Genomic DNA, 17044 nt, shown 5'->3' with positions numbered 1-17044 from the left:
CGGTCGGGAGAGTTATGCCCTCGGAGACTGACCGGAGAGGCGTGCAGAAGACGGCACTCATCACCGGCTGTTCCTCGGGCATCGGCCGCGCCGCGGCGCACGCGTTCCTCGACGAGGGATGGACCGTGTACGCCACCGCGCGGAACCCCGCGGACGTCGAGGCGCTCGGCGAGGCGGGCTGTGAGCTCGCCACGCTCGACGTCACCGATCAGGACGACGTCGACCGCGTCGTGGACCGCGTCTTAGACGAGGAGGGCGCGATCGACGCGCTGATCAACAACGCCGGCTACGGCCAGTTCGGACCGGTCGAGGACGTCACCACGGACCGCGTCCGCGACCAGTTCGACGTGAACGTGTACGGCCCGCACCGGCTGATCCGCGCGGTCCTCCCCGCGATGCGCCGCGAGCGCGACGGGACCATCGTCAACGTCTCGTCGGTCGCGGGCCGGGTGTCGATGCCCGGCGGCGGCGTGTACAGCGGGTCGAAGTTCGCCTTAGAGGCGATGTCGGACGCGCTCCGCAACGAGGTCGCAGACCTCGGGATCGACGTGGTCGTCGTCGAGCCCGGCCCCGTGAAGACGAACTTCTCGAAGCGCGCGGAGCGGGAGGCGGACCCGAGGAGCGCGAGGGGATCGATCGGACCGACGCGTACGACGACTTTTACGCGATGTTCGAGGACGCGAAGCTGATCGGCGGCGACGGCCCCGGCGCGGTCGAGCCGGAGCTCGTCGCGAACGCCATCTACGACGCCGCGAGCGCGACGCGGCCCCCCGCGCGGGTCCAGCCGGGAACGGTCGCGCGCGTCGGCGTCCTCGCGCGGTTCCTCCCCGACGCGCTGCTCGACAAGGCGTACGGGCTCGTCAGGAACTTCACGTCGTAAGCCGCCGCGGTGGGTCGGCCGATCACGGGTCGGGGTCGACCGCGAACGGACTCTCTCCCTCCCGCCAGTCCCAGCCGGGGAGCCGCGTCTGGAACCCCGCCGCGAGCGCTGCGTCGAGATCGTCGGCGCCGGCCGTTCCGGCGCCGCGCTCGTTCCCGTCCGCCTCGGCCGCGGTCGCGTCTCGGTCCACGTAGAGGTCGGCGACGTGGAACGTCGCCTGCGCGAGCAGCGAGAGAGGGCGGCCGCCCGCGATCGTCGCCGCCAGTTCGCGGCCAAGGACCTCGTCGACGACGAACCCGGGGTAGTCGCCCTCGACGTCGAGGTCGCGGAGGAGCGCGACGCAGGCCGCGACGTTGACCGCGACCTCTCCGTCGGCGAAGACGGCGTCGACCTCGCGGCGGTACGCCTCCGGCGCCACCGGGTCGACCTCCGTCTCAAAGAGCCGGCCGAGGCGGTCGCGGGTGTCGTTGAGTATCGGGATGACGACATCGGCGCGGTCGCGGACCCAAGCGTGTTCGTCGCGGACCGTCTGCGGCGTGACGCGCATGAGAGGGGTTTGGTCGCCTGCGGCTTGCCCTTTGCGAAGGCTTTTATAACGGCGGGGCAGTAGTCCGATCCAAGCGGGTTTTCGCTGGCTGTTCCCGCGCACGGAACCAGTACGGACAGTACTTCCACTATGCCTACCCCGTCACGGTCGATCGATCGGCGGCGAGTCGCCGCGCGACGCGCGACGCGATTCGACGACGACGACGGCCTCGACGACCCGCAGTGAGATATGAGTCAAGTCGACAAGCAACTCGATACGTTGAAATCCGAGATCGAACAGGAGATTCCGAACGACATCACGGTCACCGACGTGAAATACGAGGGGCCGGAGCTGGTCGTGTACACGCGCGACCCCAAGCGCTTCGCGGGCGACGGCGACCTGATCCGACGGCTCGCGTCGAAGCTCCGCAAGCGGATCACGGTCCGACCGGACCCGAGCGCCCTCTCGCCGCCGGCGCGGGCCGAAGAGGAGGTCCGCGACGTGATCCCGGAGGAGGCCGGCGTCACGGACCTCGACTTCCACGAGGACACCGGCGAGGTCGTCATCGAGGCCGAAAAGCCCGGGATGGTGATCGGCCGCCGCGGCTCGACGCTCCGCGAGATCACTCAGGAGGTCGGCTGGACGCCCGAGGTCGTTCGGACGCCGCCGATCGAGTCCTCCACCGTCTCGAACGTCCGCGGCTTCCTGAAGAACGAGCGCGAGGAGCGCCGCGACATCCTCGAACGCGTCGGCCGGCAGATCCACCGCGAGGAGATGTCCGACGACGAGTGGGTCCGGATCACGACGCTCGGCTGCTGCCGCGAGGTCGGCCGCGCGGCGTTCATCCTCTCGACGCCCGAGACCCGGATCCTCATCGACTGCGGTGACAAGCCCGGCGCCGAGGGAGAGGTGCCGTACCTCCAAGTGCCCGAGGCGCTCGGTGCGGGCGCGGCGACGCTCGACGCAGTCATCCTCACCCACGCCCACCTCGACCACTCGGCGCTGGTCCCGCTGCTGTACAAGTACGGCTACGACGGCCCCATCTACACGACGGAGCCGACCCGCGACCTGATGGGCCTGCTCACGCTGGACTACCTCGACGTCGCCGCGAAGGACGGGCGGACGCCCCCCTACGAGTCCGCGCAGGTCCGCGAGGCGATCAAACACACCATCCCGCTGGAGTACGGCGACGTCACCGACGTGGCGCCCGACGTGAAGCTCACGTTCCACAACGCGGGCCACATCCTCGGCAGCGCGGTCACACACTTCCACATCGGCGACGGGCTCTACAACGTCGCGTTCTCGGGTGACATCCACTACGAGGACACGCGCCTGTTCAACGGCGCGGTCAACGACTTCCCCCGCGTCGAGACGCTCGTCTTGGAGTCCACCTACGGCGGTCGCAACGACTACCAGACCGACCAAGAGGACTCCGAGGAGGCGCTCAAGGAGGTCATCAACGAGACGTACGAGCAGGGCGGGAAGGTCGTTATCCCGGCCTTCGCGGTCGGGCGCTCCCAAGAGATCATGCTCGTCTTGGAGGAGGCGATGCGCGAGGGGGAGATCCCCGAGATGCCCGTCCACCTCGACGGGATGATCTGGGAGGCGACCGCGATCCACACCACCTACCCCGAGTACCTCCGCGACGACCTCCGCGACCGGATCTTCCACGAGGACGAGAACCCGTTCCTCGCCGACCAGTTCAACCACATCGACGCCGGCGAGGACGAGCGGCAGGAGGTCGCCGACGGCGATGAGTGTATCATCATCTCCACCTCCGGGATGATCGAGGGCGGGCCGATCATGTCGTGGCTCCGCCACATCGGCCCCGACCCGGACTCGAACCTCGTCTTCGTCGGCTACCAGGCGCAGGGGACGCTTGGCCGCCGGATCCAGAACGGCTGGGACGAGATTCCGGTCGACGGTTGGGGCGGCGGGGGCCGCGGCGACACGCTCACCCTGGAGATGGGAACCGAGGTCGTCGACGGCTTCTCCGGCCACGCCGACCGACAGGGGTTAGAGAACTTCGTGAAGACGATGAACCCACGCCCGGAGAAGGTGCTGTGCGTCCACGGCGACGAGAGTTCCGTTCAGGACCTCTCGTCCGCGCTGTACCACGACTACAACATGCGGACGTTCGCGCCGAAGAACCTGGAGACGTTCCGGTTCAAGTAGGCGCGCGACACCTCGTGTGGCGCTCCGTCGTGCCGTCGTCCGCCGACCCGGGGGAATCGGCGGATCGACGACTATGACATCGAAGTTACTTTTACGATCCGAACGGTCGGTTCGGTAATGGCCGCCTATGAGGCGTTCGACCGAGGCGTCGAGGTGAACGGGCAGACCGTGCTGACGATCGTCGAAGAAGCGATGGGACGCTTCTCCGACGCGTATCGAGAGCGGGCGCTACGGGCGCTCGCCGCGGAAGGCATCACCGACCCGGACCCCGAGGAGTGGTACCCGCAGCAGACTTGGTTGAACGCCTTCGAGACTATCGCCGAGGAGCTACAGCCGCACGTCCTCGACCGGCTCGGGGAACAAGTCCCCGAGGTCGCCGCGTGGCCGAACGACTTCGAGACCGTCGCCGCGGGACTTCAGTCGATCGACGACGCCTATCAACAGAACCACCGCGGCGGCGAGATCGGGTACTACGAGTTCGAACGGACGGGGGATCGGAGCTGCGAACTCACGTGTCACAACCCCTACCCCTGTCCGTTCGATCGGGGCCTCGTCCGCGGCGTCGCCAAGCAGTACGCGTCCGTGGACGCGTTCGTCTTCATCGAAGAGACCGGAGAGACGTGTCGGCGTGACGGCGACGACGCCTGTACGTACGCGGTGTACTGGTGACTACCGGTCGTAGGATTCGAGCGCGTCCCTGAGTTCCGCGGCGGTGAAGTCCGACGCGAGCGTGACGATCTCCCGGAGATCCTCGTAGGTTTCTCGAAGCTCCTCGATCCGTTCCGCCTCGGTGCCGGCGTCGTCGGGGAGCTGCGCCTCCGCGCGCTGGATCGCACGCAACGTCGTCTGTATCTCTCGGTGGACGTACTGTTGAAAGACGTCTTGGAGGCTGAACCAGATCTCCCGTTCGGCCGTGTAATGAACGCGCCGTCCGCCGCCTTTCGAGGAGCGGCGGTAGATCAGTCCGATCCGCGTCAGCGTCCGCGTGACGTTGCTGATCGTCGATTTCGCGTAGCCCGTTTCCTCGACGAGTTCCGGTATCGAGAGGGGCCCTTCGGAGAAGTATAACACGCCGTAGATCCGACCCGCGCTTCGACTGAGACCGTAGACTTCCGCCGACTGTTCCATCGACTCGATGACGCGCTCGCGGGCGACGCTACGGTCGTCCTCACTCATAGCTGTCTGTTGTCCGCGCGACGTGATGGAACCCGTGTTGAGTCATGTTTCGGTCATAGATTGCGTAAGTATTAAATTGTTTGATTCGTTCGTTCGGAGTGAGCCGAACAAACAGAACAACTCGATCGCGACTCACCGAACCCATGCCCAGCGCCTTTCCCCACCAGCCGCCAGTCACCCACGCTCCCCGCGAACAGACGAACGTCGTCGTCGACCAAAACGAGACGACCGACGTGTTACAGGTCCTCTCCTCCGAGTCGGCACAGCAGATACTGAGCACGCTGAAAGCGAAACCGAAGACGGCCTCGGAGATCGCCAAGTCGGTCGATCAGTCGGTCCAGAACGTCTCGTACCACCTCGATCGTCTCTGTGACGCCGAACTGATCACGCCGACCGAGACGTGGTATTCCGAGAAGGGAACGGAGATGACGGTGTACGCGCTCGCCGCCGACCGACTCGTCGTCACGTTCGAAGACACCACCGACTGAAGGCCTGACCCCGGGGAACTTCTCTTCAGCCATTACCGAACTCCCCCGGTCGATCGCTATCCGTCCCGCCTTCCTGACCACTGTCCGTCCCGCGTTCCCGCTCGGTCACCTTCCCGTCGCGCCTGTCTCGCTCCCGTGCGTCCGGGTCGCGCTCCGCCGGGTCGCCGTGCCCGCCGCCGCCCGGGGTGCGGATCGAGACCGTCGTCCCGGCCGCGACGTCGACGGACGCCTTCGCCGGGACCGGCTCGCCGTCGATCAGGTTCTCGCCGAGGGCGCCGTCCTCACCGCCGTCGAGTCCCCGCGGCGCGGTCCGCCGGCGCTCGGTCAGCAGCGAGACGGTCGCGTCCGTCTCGACGGTGAGCGTCCGTTCGATTCCGAGACCGCCGCGGTAGCGGCCGTCGCCGCCGCTCGACGGGCGGAGCGCGTAGCGCTCGACGCGGAGCGGGTACGCCGTCTCCAGCGCCTCGACAGGCGTGTTGAGCGTGTTGGTCATCCCGACCTGAACGCCGTCCATCCCGTCTTTGGTCGGCCGGGCGCCGAAGCCGCCGGCGATCGTCTCGTAGTAGGTGAACTCGCCGCCGCGGTCGCCGACGATCAGGTTGTTCATGGTCCCCTGTCCGCCGGCGGGGACGGCGTCCGGTACCGCCGCCGCGAGCGCTTCCAGCGTCACGTCCGTGACGCGCTGGCTCGTCTCGACGTTGCCGCCGACGACCGCGGCCGGCGGTTGAGGGTCGAGCAGCGACCCCTCGGGCGCGGATATCGACACCGGCTCGTAGCAGCCGTGGTTCGGCGGGATCTCCGGGTCGGTGACCGCGCGGACGACGAAGTACACCGCGCTCTTCGCGACGGAGAACGGCGCGTTCAGGTTGCCGTCCACCTGGTCTGCGGTGCCGGCGAAGTCGACGTCGATCGCGGCGCCGTCGACGGTGACCGCCACCTCGACGGGGATGTCCGCGTCCGTGATGCCGTCCCCCTCCAGGACATCTCGCGCTCGATAGGTGCCGTCCGGGAGCTCCCGGATCTCGCCCTCGACGCGCTCGCGGGAGTAGTCGATGACGGCGTCGAAGGCGTCGAGGAGCGTGTCGCCGTGTTCGTCGAGCAGCTCGCCGACCCGCTCCTCGGCGCGCGCGTTCGCGGCGCGCTGCGCCCGGAGGTCCGCCTCGCGCTCGTCGGGCGTGCGGACGTTCGCGAGGATCAGGTCGCGGACGGCGTCGTTCGGCTCGCCGCCGTCGACGAGCCGGACCGCCGGCATGCGGAGTCCCTCCTCGTATATCTCCCGCGCCCCCGGCGGCATGCTCCCCGGTGCGCTCCCGCCGACATCGGCGTGGTGCGCGCGCGACACGGCGTAGCCGACGATCTCTCCCTCGGGCGCGATCGGCGAGACCAGCGTCACGTCCGGGAGGTGCGTCCCCCGGCGAACGGGTCGTTGACGACGAACACGTCGCCCGGCTTCGGGTCCTTTTCGAGGACCACGTCAACCGCGTCCGGCATCGCGCCGAGGTGGACCGGGATGTGCTCCGCCTGCGCGACCATCCGGCCGTCGGCGTCGAAAAGCGCCGTCGAGCAGTCCTGTCGCTCCTTGATGTTCGGCGAGTACGCGCCGCGGATCAGCACGTGGCCCATCTCGCTCGCGACGCTCTCCAGCTGGTTGCGGAGGATCTCCAGCGTGACCGGGTCGATGCCCGTGTCGCTCTCAGGGTCGCTCACGCGTCGCTCACCTCCGCGACCAGGGCGCCGTCGTCACGCAGTCGGACGCCCCACGCCGGCGGGACGACGACCGTGCTCTCGGGCCCCTCGACCACAACCGGACCCGCGACGCGCTCGTCGGCCGGGAACCGCTCCCGGTCGTAGACGGGGGTCTCGCGGGTCCCATCGGGGAACACCGCCTCACGGGTGGTCCGCGGCTCAGCGTCGGGGGCGCCGACGGACTCGATCGCCGGCGCGCTCCGCGGGACCGTCGCCGTCGCGCGGCAGTTCACCAATTCGACGGGCTCGTCCGCTCGGTAGCCGTACGCCGACTCGTGGGCCGCCGCGAACCGCTCCTCGGCGTCCGCGGGGTCGAACGGGCGCTCGACGTCGACGGTGAGCTCGAAGCTCTGCCCGGCGTACCGCAGGTCCGCAGCGTACTTGACGCGCGCGGCGTCCGGGTCGCTGACCTCGTCAAGCAGGTCGTCGGCCAACTCCCCGTACAGCGCGTCGACCGATTCCGGGTCGACCTCGGTGAGGGGGCCCTGACGGGTCCGCACGGCGTCTCGGGTCTCGTCGGCCGCGAGCAGGCCGTACGCCGACAGCACCCCCGACGCGTGCGGAATGATAACGCGCTCGACGTCGAGGCCGTCGGCGATCTGGACCGCGTGCATCGGCCCCGCGCCGCCGAAGGCGACGAGGCCGAACGCCCGCGGGTCGTGGCCGCGCTCGACCGTGACGGAGCGGATCGCGCGGGTCATGTCGGCGTTCGCGACGCGGTGGACGCCGAGCGCGGCCGCGACCGGGCCCTCCATCCCGGCCTCGTCGGCGAGGTCGGCGAGCGCGTCGCGGGCGGCCGCCGCGTCGAGCGAAAGGTCGCCGCCGAGGTCCGTGTCCGCGCCGACGTAGCCCAGCACGAGGTTCGCGTCCGTGACCGTCGGCTCCGTGCCGCCCTTCCCGTAGCAGGCGGGGCCGGGGTCGGCGCCGGCCGAGCGGGGTCCGATCCGGAGCGCGCCGCCGGAGTCGACCCACGCGATCGACCCGCCGCCCGCGCCCACCGTCTCGACGTCGACCATCGGCGTCCCGATCGGTCGATCGGCGACGGTCGCCTCCGTCGTCCGCTCGGCCTCGCCGTCGCGGACGAGGCTCACGTCGCTGGAGGTGCCGCCCATGTCGAAGGTGATCAGCCCCTCGCGGTCGGCGTCGGTCCCGGCCGTCGCGCTCGCGCCCACGACGCCCGCCGCGGGCCCCGAGAGGACGGTCGTCACGGCGTTCCGCCTGACCGTGTCGGCGTCGGTGACGCCGCCGTTGGACTGCATGATCCGCGGCTGCGGCAGGCCGAGGTCTCGTGCCCGCTCGGTGAGGCGACCGACGTAGCCGTCGATCGCCGGGCGGACGTACGCGTCGACGACGGTCGTCGAGGTGCGCTCGTACTCGCGGAACTCCGGGAGCACCTCGTGGGAGGCCGAAACCGGCACGTCGAGCGCGTCGCGCAGCGCGTCCGCGAGGCGCTCCTCGTTCCCGGGGTGCGCGTAGGCGTGGAGCAGGCAGACCGCGACGGACTCGACGTCCGCGTCACGGAGGTCGGCGACGAGGGGCTCGATCGCCTCGTCGCCGATCGGCTGCTCGATCCCGTCGACGGTCGCCCGCTCCGGGACCTCGAACCGACGGCGTCTGGGGACGAGCGGCTCCGGTTTCTCGGCGTCGAGGTCGTACAGCGACGGCCGGGTCTGCCGGCCGATCTCCAACACGTCGCGGAACCCCTCGGTCGTCACGAGCGCGGTCCGCGCGCCGTCGCCCTCCAGCAGCGCGTTGACGGAGACGGTCATCGCGTGGGAGAACTCGGTCACCGTCTGGGGGTCGACCCCGGCCGCCTCGCAGGCCTTCTCGATACCGGCCGCGACGCCCTCGCTCTGGTCGTCGGTGCTCGGCACCTTCGCGGTGACGAGGTCGCCGTCGACCGAGAGCGCCACGTCGGTGAACGTCCCCCCGACGTCGACGCCGATCGCTCGGCCGCCGGTCCCTCGGCTGCCGCTCTCCCGATCCTCCATCGGCCCCCCGCCCATCTACGACACCCCCGCGGCGTCGCGGGAGCTCCGGACGCCGAGCGTCGAGGTGGCTCGGTCGCGTGGCATGGATCGCCCTCGTCACCGGACGGACTTAAGACCGCCCCGTTCGACGGCCCGACGCACTCGACCCGTTCGTCGACCACCGGTCGCGCGGCGGGCCCCCGCGAGGGCCCGGCGGCGACGAGGTCGACGAAAGCGACGGGGAAGCGAGTACTTAAGCGACGCCGGAGCGACCGCCCCGTATGCGCATCGCGCTCATCGCTCACGACGAACTGAAAGACGAGATGGTCGCGTTCGTCGAGTCGCACACGGCCGCCCTCGACGAGTGCGAACTGGTGACCACCGGGACGACGGGGAAACGGATCGCGGACGCCACCGGGCTCTCCGTGAATCGACAGGCGTCGGGGCCGTTCGGCGGCGACCTCCAGATCGGGGCGATGATCGCGAGCGACCGGATCGACGGCGTCGTCTTCCTCCGGGACCCGCTGACCGCGCAAGCACACGAGCCCGACATCTCGGCGCTGCTGCGCGTCTGCGACGTGAAGGACGTGCCGCTGGCGACGAACGTCGCGTCCGCGGAGCTGCTCGTCGAGGGGCTGCTCGGCGGCGATTCTCTCGACTGATACCGTCGACCGCGATGATTTAAACCGGGACGACGAACGGACGGCCGATGACGCGCCCGCAACGGACACGCGTTCGCGCCCTCGCGCTCGCGCTGCTGCTCCTTGCGGCGAGCCTCGGCGCCGGCGCGGTCGCAGGCCAGGCCGCGACGCCGGGGGAGACGGCGACGCAGTCGGCGGCTGAAGGTCCCGCCGTCGGTCCAGCGACTGCCGGGCCCGGCGTCGACGCGGACCGGACTGAGGTCGCCCCGATCACGCGGTGTTTCACCGGCAGCGGGTACCCGATCTCGATCGGCGACGGCGAGGGTGGGGCGACGATGGAGACGGTGGTCCACCTCTCCGTGTTGACCGACCCCGGCGCGGGCAACGAGTTCGGCGTCGAGACCGCCGGGCGACTCGACGGCGAACCGATCGTGGTCCTCGCCGCGGGCGTCAGGCTGACCGCCCGGCAGGCGATCGCCGACGGGATCGACCCGTTCGCGGCGTTCGACGTGCTGTACACCTACGAACTCCAGCTTCCGATGTTCGCCGGCTCGGTCGGCGACGCCGACTACGAAGACGACGGGTCGCCGATCGAGTCGAGCGCCGGCGCGATCGACTGCTGACCGGCTATTCCGAGTGCTCGACGGCACCGCCCTCGGCGTCCGGCGGCCGAACGCCGCGCACCAGCGACAACACGTCTTGTCTCGTCGCCTCGAAGCCGTTACCGATCGGATAGGCGCCGCCCGCGAGCAGGTACTCGCCGGCCTCCCACACCGCGAGCAGGGCTTCGACGGGAACCCGTTCGTCGTCGACCGCACAGCGGCCGTGAAACACGGTGAGCGTCGCGCGCGACGCGTCCGGGTCGTCGACGTCGAGGCGTCGCTCGTCGCGACGCGCGAGGTCGGTGATGTCCCGGTCCGCGAGACGGTCGCGGAACCCCCCTCGGGCCCGCGACTCGACGAGTCGGGTCAGGGCGGGGTTCGGTCCGGCGTCCGGAGAGATCCGGAGTCGGCTCACGAAGAAGAACGGTCGCGGCGGCGGCGTCTCGCGCTCGTAGCGCGCCGTGCCCGCCGTGACCGAGACCGGGCCGGCCTCGAACGGTCGTTCCGTCGCCGCCTCGACGAGCGTCCAGCCGTCGAGGCGGTCGTGGGGAACGACGGGCGGTTCCATGGTCCCGCCTTTCTCCGAACGGGAATAAAACGGACGGGCGGCGGGAGGAGAGTCAGAGAGATGACGTGAGAGAGGACAGACTGACGGCAGGAGGGAAGGAAGCGAGCGAAAACGTTGTCAGTGGTCGTCTTCGCGCCACTTGTGTTCGCACTCGGTACAGACGAAGAACCGAGTCTCGGACTCGTCGGCCGCGCGGATCTGCTGCATGTACCAGTACGCCTGGTCGTTGTCGCACTCGGGACACTGGGCCGTCGTCGTCGGGAGCCCCTTGTCCTCCGCGTCGCTCACGTCGACGATCTCGGACTCGACCTGCGACTGGGTCGTCCACTCGTCGTCGCCATCGTCGCGCCCGATCTCGTAGCCGCAGGCGTCGCACACCCAGTGGTCTTCGCCCTCGCCGGATTTCATCATGGATCCGCACTCGTCGCAGAACTTCATGCCCGAACCTACCGCGGATCGTATTTAAACGGCGGGATCGCGGGCGAGGGCCGGACGCGCGCTCGGGGCGCCGACGCGGCCGTCAGTCCGCGTCGACGTGCTCGGCGAGCGCGAACCGGACGCGCTCCTCGTCGGGACCCTTCGTCTCCCGGCCGGTGACGACGACCTCGCCGATGTCGGCGGTGTCCGCGACGTGGGTCCCGGCGCAGGCGGTACGGTCGTACGGCTCGTCCGCGTCGTCCGCGCCCGCGATTTCGACGATCCGGAGCTCCTCGATCGAGTCCGGGAGGAGGTCGATCCGCGTCCGGTCGGTGTCCAGCGTCGCCTCCGCGGTCTCGCGGTCCATCGTGTAGCTCGCCACCTCACGCCCGTCGGCGACGAGCTCGTTGAGCCGCGCCTCGATCCGGTCGAGGTCGGCGTCGGTGAACCGGTCGTACTCGGCGTCGAGGCGCGCGCGGTCGGCATACAGCTGGTTGCCCGTCGTCCGCGCGTCGAACTCGTCGAGCAGCAGCGCCGACAGCAGGTGCTGTGCGGTGTGATACCGCGAGTGCGCGGCGCGGCGGTCGGCGTCGATTTCGCAGGCGACCTCGGTGCCCGGCTCCGGGAGCGGGGGCGACTCGGCCGCGTCGCTCGCGTCGTCGGCCGCCCCGCCCTCGGGGCCGCCCGCCTCGCCGGCCGGTTCGATCTCGTGGTGAACCGTGTCGGCCATCTCGACGTCGACGACGCGCCAGCGAGCGGTTCCGCCGTCGTCGGCGACCCGGATCGTTCCCGTGTCGTGCGGTTGGCCGCCGCCGGTCGGGTAGAAGTGGGTCCGATCGAGGACGAGCCGGTCCGGATTCGAGAGGACGCGTTCGACGGTCGCCTCGAACGCCGTCACCGTGTCGTCCGCGAGGTAGAGTCGCTCGGTCACGGGTGCCCGGAGGGGCGCCGGCGAAATATATCCCCGGTCCGCGAGAGTGTCCCCGGTCCGCGAGAGTCGACGTCGGACCGCTCGGGTGGGAGAGAAGTCTCCCTCGATTAGGGCTATCGCGACTGATACGCGGGTGTCCACGTTTATCAGCGGGCCCGTCTAACGGGTCCCTATGAACGGAGCAGAGCGAGGAGCGACCGCCGAGCGCGCGCAGAGCGAGGTGCTCGGCACGGTGCTCCTGTTGGGGCTGACGGTCGCGGTCGTCGGCACCACCGTCGCGCTCGGCGCGACCGCGCTCGACGACTCCCAGCGGACCGCGGACATCCAGCGCGTCGAGGGGGCGATGACGCAGGTCGACTCCAAGGCGAGCCTCGTCGCGCACGGCGGGTCGCCCTCCCAGCGGGTCAGCATGGATGTCGGCCGAGGCGCCGACTTCCGCGTCGACGAGGACGCCGGCTGGCTGCGGATCGAGGTGAGCGGGGGCGACAACGGTACGTTCACGGACCAGACCGCGCTCGGCGCCATCGTCTACGAGCGCGGCGGCGAGACCGTCGCCTACCAGGGCGGCGGCGTCTGGCGGTCGAGCGGCGGCCGCTCGCAGATGGTGTCGCCCCCGGAGTTCCACTACCGCGGGACCGACGGTCCCGAGACGCTCACGCTCCCGCTGGTCACGATCGAGAACGGGTCGGGCCCGTTGGGCGACACCGTTCGGATCGGCGAGAGCGCGACCGACGCCGAGTCGGTGTTCCCGAACGACGACTACCGGAACCCGCTCGCCGACAGCAACGTCACGGTCGAGATCACGGTCCAGAGCGCGTATGCCGACGCCTGGGGCCGGTTCTTCGAGTCCCGAACGAGCGCGTCGGTGACCGAACTCGACGACGACCGCGTGCGGATCCGGCTCCGGACCGCGACCACGCACCCGACGCTCAGCGCGAGCGTCTCGGCGACCGGGCGCTCGGAGCTCCAGATGGGGGACGTCGACTGGCTGTACGCCGACAGCTACAACTCGACGAACGGAACCTACGACTCGCAGACCCCGGGCTACAACGCGAGCGTCCAGACCCGCGGCGATTTCGCGCTCACCAAAGGCGGCGGCGGGAACACCGAGAGAGTCCAGATTCTCGGGAACCTCACGGCGGAGTCGTACAACATCCCCCGGGCCAATCCGACAAGCTGAACGTCAGCGGCGAGACCCGCACGGAGAGCGACTTCGACGAGCTGGCGCCGGTCGCGGGCGGGATCAGACAGCGCATCGACGGGGTGCGCGAGCAGGACCTCGCGGGCGAGGCGCCGAACCAGTCGACCGGGATCAATCTGTCGGACGATCAGACGGCAACGATAGACGAGAACACGTACGTCGACGGCGACGTCACCGTCTCCGAGCGCGCGACGCTTCGGGTCACCGACGGCGCGACGCTCCACATCGCCGGCTCTGTGACGGTGGAGGGCGACGAGACGGCGACGCTCGACCTCGATACCGGGAGCGGGAACGTTACCGTGCTGCTCGACGAGGGGCTCGACCTCAGCGGCGACGCTGCGGTACGGGCCTCCGGAGGCGGGCGCGCGGAGCTGTACGTCGACGACTCGATCACCGTCCGGGACGCGGCCTCGGTGACGACGGCCAAGGACACGCGCCTCGACGTCTACAACACCGGCGAGATCGATCTGACCGGACCGGTCGAGATCGCCGCCGACGGCGACGTGGCGAACAACCTCTGGCTGTACTCGAGCGGCGACGAGGTCGAGATTGAGGGCCCGGAGACGGACGGCGACCGGGTCCGATTCACCGGCGTCTTCTACGCGCCCCAAAGCGAGGTCGAACTGGAAGACCAGATGACGATCAGGGGATCGTTCACGTTCCGAAAGTTCTCGTTCGACGACGGCGACATCGAGATCCACTACGACGAGGCGCTGCGCACGCGCCAGCCGTTCGATGGCGAGACGGTCCCCGTGGTGAGCTACCTCCACGTCTCCACGCACGGCGTGGTCGTCGAGTCCGACTGAGTGCGGCGATCGCCCCGCTTCGGACGCGTCGATCCTCAATCGGAGAACTCGACGCGGGCGGCGGTCCGGTGAACGAGCAACCGGTCGTACTCCTCGGCCACGAACGTCACGGAGAGGTCCGCGGAGCCGTTCGTCGTCACGTTGACCTGTTCGTGTTCCGCCGCGAGGTCGCTGTAGTACCGCTCCCAGACGATCGCCTGCGTGGAGTTGATGTCGAGCGTGACGTTTTCAGCGGCCGTCTGGTCGTCGGCCGCGACTTCCCGGTCCGTGCGCTCGCCGACGACGAGGACCGTCCGCTCGCCGCTCACCGACTCCGCGGGACCGTTGAGTCCGTACAGCGAGTAGACGATCGTGTCGCCGATCAGGAGATCGGGTTCCCTGATCATTACGCCGTTGTCGCCGTCCATCCGGAACACCGCGCCGTTCTCGTAGACGATCCGGGTGTCGCCGGCGCCCCGGTACGTGAGGGATCCCCCCTCGATAACCTGTGACTCGAATCCCGTCCCGTTGAGCCGGAACTCGGACTCGTCGTCAAACGCCAGCTCGCCGCCGCCGAGCCGGAGCTCGGTCGACCGGCTCGGCACACCGTCCCGGCTGAGGTCGTTGAAGTTGTCGTGGAGGACGTCGAACGCGCGCTCGACGTTGTTGTCCCGCTCGGCCAACTGGGCATCCTCCAGCCCGCCGAGCCCGACTGTGAACGTCACGGCGATGGTGGAGGTGATCAGCGCGAACACCAGCACGAAGCCGACGGTCTCGCTGACGCCGCGGTCGGCGGACAGGAATCCACCGTCGGTTTCCCCCGATAGGGAACCGCCGTCGGGGTCAGCGCCCCTCATCGCTCGCTCACCACCAGTTCGCCGTCGCCCTCGGGCCCGGCGTCCGACTCCCACGAGATCCGGAGGCTCCCACCGTCAACGGTCGTGTTTCGGACCGCGACGTCCTCGCTCGTGCGGAAGGGGACTTCCACGGTCGCGTCGGTCTGCTCGCTTTCGAGCGCGATCGTCCCTTGGGTGCCGTTCGCGGCGATCCGTATCCGATAGCCGGTCCCGGACACCCTGTTCGGGAGGGTTAGCGGTCGGTCGACCGTGAGGTTCTCCCGAGACTCCGCGGTCGCGACGAGCCTGTCGACGGTGCCGATGTCGGCCGCGATCCGCTCGCCGACGACGGTGAGCTCTCCCTGCGCCGCGCGCTCGCGCTGTGTCTCGACGAACGAGCCACCCGCGACGAACAGCCCTGAGAGCAGCAGCGTCGAGATCGCGAGCGTCATCACGTAGCCGACGGTGACCGACACGGCGCGGTCCGACCCGCCCGAGCGGTCACGCATCGCGCTCACCCGGCGCGAGCCGTATCACGTCGCCGTAGGTCAGCTCCGGTGTCCGGTGGCGGATCTCGACCTTAACGCTGTACACCGCCTCGGTGACGTACGGCCGGGAAGAGCGGTCGGCGTCCGCACCACCGTCGCGATTGTCGACGATGAGGTGGTACGTCCCCTCCGCCGCGTCGCCGTTCTCGTAGCGGATATTGTACGGCGGGTGTGGTTCGCTCTCGGTCTGGACCGCTTCGGCCCAGAACAGTGCGTCGAATGGCTCGCCGTTGACCGTGCCGGCGGTGAAATCGACCGTGTGGTTCCCGTCCGGACGCGGTGCGAACGTCTCGTTAGTCGTCCCGGTCGCGTTCTCCACCGTCACGGTGAGGTTGCCGTCGGTCTCGCCCGTCAGCGTCGCCGACCACGTCTCGTTGGTGCCCCCGGTTGTCCCGTCGGCCACGACGGTGAACGCGCCGCTCGTCGACTCCGACAGCGAGGCGGGATCGACCGTCAACCGGAAGTTCCGCGTCAGGGTCGCATTGCCCGCGACGGTCCAGTCGGCCGATCCGTTGGAGCTCGTCATGTTCCGGAAGCCGCTTTCGCTCTCGTTTTGCGCGATGAAGTAACCGTCCTCGACGGTGGATCCTCTCACCTGAACGTCCGCGATCACCCCGTCTCGCGCCCGGAGGTCGGCGACCGTCCGGGCGTAGGTCTCCGCGCTCGCATTGAATTCGGCGAAGACGTCGCCGTCGCTCGCGTTCCGGTGTTCGCGGTGTAAGATCCCAGCGAGGTCCTCGGTGACGCCGTCGCGGAACTCGATCGCTTCCGCCCCGCCCGCGTCGGCGCCGCGTGTCGCGAGGTTCTCCGTGTAGATGACGGTGTTGAGGAGGAGCACGACCGCGACGAAGAGGACCGCGAGCGTCAGCCCCGTGATCAGGATGATCTGCGCTCGGTCCTCGTCGCGGTCGGCGTCCCCGCTGCCGAGGGGACTGGGGAAACTCACATCTGCCATGCGGTGATTCGCACCTCCACGACCGTGTACAGGACCTCCCCGTCCCCGTCGACCGGGTCGGCGAAATACCCCCTGCCGGGACCGTCCTCGGCGAGGACGTGTTGGTCGTCGGCGCCGAACCGGTCGTCGCCGTACAGCGTCACGCGCGTGCTCGCGGTCGCCGCGTTGTCGCTCGGCGACCCCATGTCGACCATCGCGACGTCGCCCGTCCCGTCGCTGCTGTTGTCCGGGTAGTAGACGTCGATGTCGAACGCGATCTGCCGATCGCCGAACGCCTCCGTCAGCGGTTCGTGGAGCGGGTGCGACGCCGGCGGGACCCCCGCGTAGCCGCCCGCGTCGGTCGCGCCGACGAAGCTTCCGTTGTCGTAGTGTAGAAGCGCCGCAGAGAGGTTTCCGCTCGCTTCGGTCGTCGCCAACAGGTCCCCCGCGGCGATCTCGGCCTGGTTCTCGACGTGCTGGTTCGACGTGCTCGCCGACAGCGGCGTGACGGCCGTCGCCTGCGTCGCGAAGATGAGCCCGGTGACTAAGAGCAGCGCCGCCGTGAACGCCTCTAAGGTGTGCGCTTGTCCCCGGTCGTCCGGGAGGTGTTCGACGAACAT

Annotated in this window: 17 protein-coding genes and 2 pseudogenes; 8 read left to right on the top strand and 11 right to left on the bottom strand. The window is 69.5% G+C overall.

Features of this window, described 5'->3' with window-relative positions; all coding sequences use genetic code 11:
- The first annotated feature begins 14 nt into the window (after window positions 1-14).
- Window positions 15-880, top strand: a pseudogene (locus J7656_RS08485) (SDR family oxidoreductase).
- 22 nt (window positions 881-902) lie between these two features.
- On the opposite strand, the gene J7656_RS08480 reads toward J7656_RS08485, so the two are convergent.
- Complete coding sequence (locus J7656_RS08480; protein ID WP_211553035.1) at window positions 903-1427, bottom strand: DUF7984 family protein; 525 nt, start codon at window positions 1425-1427, stop codon at window positions 903-905.
- 228 nt (window positions 1428-1655) lie between these two features.
- Here J7656_RS08480 and J7656_RS08475 point away from each other — a divergent pair, with 228 nt between their 5' ends.
- Both J7656_RS08475 and J7656_RS08470 read left to right on the top strand, forming a co-directional pair.
- Window positions 1656-3581 (top strand): beta-CASP ribonuclease aCPSF1, encoded by a 1926-nt coding sequence (locus tag J7656_RS08475; RefSeq protein WP_017343306.1) that lies wholly within the window; start codon window positions 1656-1658, stop codon window positions 3579-3581.
- A gap of 117 nt (window positions 3582-3698) precedes the next feature.
- Entirely contained in the window at window positions 3699-4250 is a 552-nt protein-coding gene (locus tag J7656_RS08470) for a hypothetical protein (RefSeq protein WP_017343307.1), read from the top strand.
- Here J7656_RS08470 and J7656_RS08465 read toward each other — a convergent pair whose 3' ends face one another.
- Window positions 4251-4757, bottom strand: a complete 507-nt coding sequence (locus J7656_RS08465; protein WP_017343308.1) for a GbsR/MarR family transcriptional regulator — start codon at window positions 4755-4757, stop codon at window positions 4251-4253.
- Window positions 4758-4900: 143 nt separating this feature from the next.
- Here J7656_RS08465 and J7656_RS08460 point away from each other — a divergent pair, with 143 nt between their 5' ends.
- Window positions 4901-5245 carry an ArsR/SmtB family transcription factor gene (locus J7656_RS08460; protein ID WP_017343309.1) on the top strand — a complete coding sequence of 115 codons (345 nt, stop codon included), beginning with the start codon at window positions 4901-4903 and terminating at the stop codon, window positions 5243-5245.
- Between the two features lie 25 nt (window positions 5246-5270).
- Here J7656_RS08460 and J7656_RS08455 read toward each other — a convergent pair.
- Both J7656_RS08455 and J7656_RS08450 read right to left on the bottom strand, forming a co-directional pair.
- Window positions 5271-6868 (bottom strand): annotated as a pseudogene (locus tag J7656_RS08455) (hydantoinase B/oxoprolinase family protein).
- A gap of 80 nt (window positions 6869-6948) precedes the next feature.
- Window positions 6949-8997 carry a hydantoinase/oxoprolinase family protein gene (locus J7656_RS08450; protein WP_321169243.1) on the bottom strand — a complete coding sequence of 683 codons (2049 nt, stop codon included), beginning with the start codon at window positions 8995-8997 and terminating at the stop codon, window positions 6949-6951.
- Between the two features lie 245 nt (window positions 8998-9242).
- On the opposite strand from J7656_RS08450, the gene J7656_RS08445 reads away from it, so the two are divergent.
- Both J7656_RS08445 and J7656_RS08440 read left to right on the top strand, forming a co-directional pair.
- Window positions 9243-9623, top strand: coding sequence for a methylglyoxal synthase (locus J7656_RS08445; protein ID WP_017343312.1), 381 nt, complete (start codon window positions 9243-9245; stop codon window positions 9621-9623).
- A gap of 47 nt (window positions 9624-9670) precedes the next feature.
- The gene (locus tag J7656_RS08440) at window positions 9671-10225 is read left to right on the top strand and encodes a DUF7332 family protein (RefSeq protein ID WP_017343313.1); all 555 of its coding nucleotides are present in this window, start codon (window positions 9671-9673) and stop codon (window positions 10223-10225) included.
- A 4-nt stretch (window positions 10226-10229) separates the two neighbouring features.
- Here the strand turns inward: J7656_RS08440 and J7656_RS08435 are convergent, their stop codons facing one another.
- The 3 genes from J7656_RS08435 to J7656_RS08425 all read right to left on the bottom strand — a co-directional run bounded on the left by J7656_RS08435 (window position 10230) and on the right by J7656_RS08425 (window position 12120).
- Complete coding sequence (locus tag J7656_RS08435) at window positions 10230-10772, bottom strand: DUF6517 family protein (protein WP_017343314.1); 543 nt, start codon at window positions 10770-10772, stop codon at window positions 10230-10232.
- Between the two features lie 117 nt (window positions 10773-10889).
- Window positions 10890-11210, bottom strand: coding sequence for a transcription factor S (locus tag J7656_RS08430; RefSeq protein ID WP_017343315.1), 321 nt, complete (start codon window positions 11208-11210; stop codon window positions 10890-10892).
- A gap of 82 nt (window positions 11211-11292) precedes the next feature.
- Window positions 11293-12120: an alanyl-tRNA editing protein gene (locus tag J7656_RS08425; protein ID WP_017343316.1), complete on the bottom strand. Its 828-nt coding sequence runs from the start codon at window positions 12118-12120 to the stop codon at window positions 11293-11295.
- Window positions 12121-12292: 172 nt separating this feature from the next.
- Here J7656_RS08425 and J7656_RS14965 point away from each other — a divergent pair, with 172 nt between their 5' ends.
- Complete coding sequence (locus J7656_RS14965; RefSeq protein WP_249191444.1) at window positions 12293-13300, top strand: DUF7289 family protein; 1008 nt, start codon at window positions 12293-12295, stop codon at window positions 13298-13300.
- An 83-nt stretch (window positions 13301-13383) separates the two neighbouring features.
- On the top strand, window positions 13384-14127 hold the full coding sequence (locus J7656_RS14960; protein WP_249191443.1) for a DUF7305 domain-containing protein: 744 nt from the start codon (window positions 13384-13386) through the stop codon (window positions 14125-14127).
- Window positions 14128-14162: 35 nt separating this feature from the next.
- On the opposite strand, the gene J7656_RS08415 is transcribed toward J7656_RS14960, so the two are convergent.
- Genes J7656_RS08415 through J7656_RS08400 form a run of 4 tightly spaced genes read right to left on the bottom strand, consistent with a single transcriptional unit; the run spans window position 14163 to window position 17044 of the window.
- Complete coding sequence (locus J7656_RS08415) at window positions 14163-14963, bottom strand: DUF7289 family protein (protein ID WP_017343318.1); 801 nt, start codon at window positions 14961-14963, stop codon at window positions 14163-14165.
- A complete protein-coding gene (locus tag J7656_RS08410) occupies window positions 14960-15451 on the bottom strand; it encodes a DUF7266 family protein (RefSeq protein ID WP_211553033.1) in 492 nt (163 codons plus the stop codon). Before J7656_RS08410 ends, J7656_RS08415 begins: the two co-directional genes overlap by 4 nt.
- Window positions 15444-16436, bottom strand: a complete 993-nt coding sequence (locus J7656_RS08405; protein WP_211554557.1) for a DUF7261 family protein — start codon at window positions 16434-16436, stop codon at window positions 15444-15446. Before J7656_RS08405 ends, J7656_RS08410 begins: the two co-directional genes overlap by 8 nt.
- Window positions 16433-17044: a DUF7288 family protein gene (locus tag J7656_RS08400; protein WP_211553032.1), complete on the bottom strand. Its 612-nt coding sequence runs from the start codon at window positions 17042-17044 to the stop codon at window positions 16433-16435. The genes J7656_RS08405 and J7656_RS08400 overlap by 4 nt, the downstream gene beginning before the upstream one ends.

The sequence above is a fragment of the Halorubrum ruber genome (assembly GCF_018228765.1).
GTDB lineage: Archaea > Halobacteriota > Halobacteria > Halobacteriales > Haloferacaceae > Halorubrum > Halorubrum ruber.
This window is presented reverse-complemented; position numbering and strand designations above follow the sequence as displayed.

Excerpts from the sequence above, each read along its gene's own strand:
- J7656_RS08480 (WP_211553035.1), bottom strand. The coding sequence starts at position 1,427 with ATGCGCGTCACGCCGCAGACGGTCCGCGACGAACACGCTTGGGTCCGC.
- J7656_RS08475 (WP_017343306.1), top strand. The coding sequence starts at position 1,656 with ATGAGTCAAGTCGACAAGCAACTCGATACGTTGAAATCCGAGATCGAA.
- J7656_RS08470 (WP_017343307.1), top strand. The coding sequence starts at position 3,699 with ATGGCCGCCTATGAGGCGTTCGACCGAGGCGTCGAGGTGAACGGGCAG.
- J7656_RS08465 (WP_017343308.1), bottom strand. The coding sequence starts at position 4,757 with ATGAGTGAGGACGACCGTAGCGTCGCCCGCGAGCGCGTCATCGAGTCG.
- J7656_RS08460 (WP_017343309.1), top strand. The coding sequence starts at position 4,901 with ATGCCCAGCGCCTTTCCCCACCAGCCGCCAGTCACCCACGCTCCCCGC.
- J7656_RS08450 (WP_321169243.1), bottom strand. The coding sequence starts at position 8,997 with ATGGGCGGGGGGCCGATGGAGGATCGGGAGAGCGGCAGCCGAGGGACC.
- J7656_RS08445 (WP_017343312.1), top strand. The coding sequence starts at position 9,243 with ATGCGCATCGCGCTCATCGCTCACGACGAACTGAAAGACGAGATGGTC.
- J7656_RS08440 (WP_017343313.1), top strand. The coding sequence starts at position 9,671 with ATGACGCGCCCGCAACGGACACGCGTTCGCGCCCTCGCGCTCGCGCTG.
- J7656_RS08435 (WP_017343314.1), bottom strand. The coding sequence starts at position 10,772 with ATGGAACCGCCCGTCGTTCCCCACGACCGCCTCGACGGCTGGACGCTC.
- J7656_RS08430 (WP_017343315.1), bottom strand. The coding sequence starts at position 11,210 with ATGAAGTTCTGCGACGAGTGCGGATCCATGATGAAATCCGGCGAGGGC.
- J7656_RS14965 (WP_249191444.1), top strand. The coding sequence starts at position 12,293 with ATGAACGGAGCAGAGCGAGGAGCGACCGCCGAGCGCGCGCAGAGCGAG.
- J7656_RS08415 (WP_017343318.1), bottom strand. The coding sequence starts at position 14,963 with ATGAGGGGCGCTGACCCCGACGGCGGTTCCCTATCGGGGGAAACCGAC.
- J7656_RS08410 (WP_211553033.1), bottom strand. The coding sequence starts at position 15,451 with ATGCGTGACCGCTCGGGCGGGTCGGACCGCGCCGTGTCGGTCACCGTC.
- J7656_RS08400 (WP_211553032.1), bottom strand. The coding sequence starts at position 17,044 with ATGTTCGTCGAACACCTCCCGGACGACCGGGGACAAGCGCACACCTTA.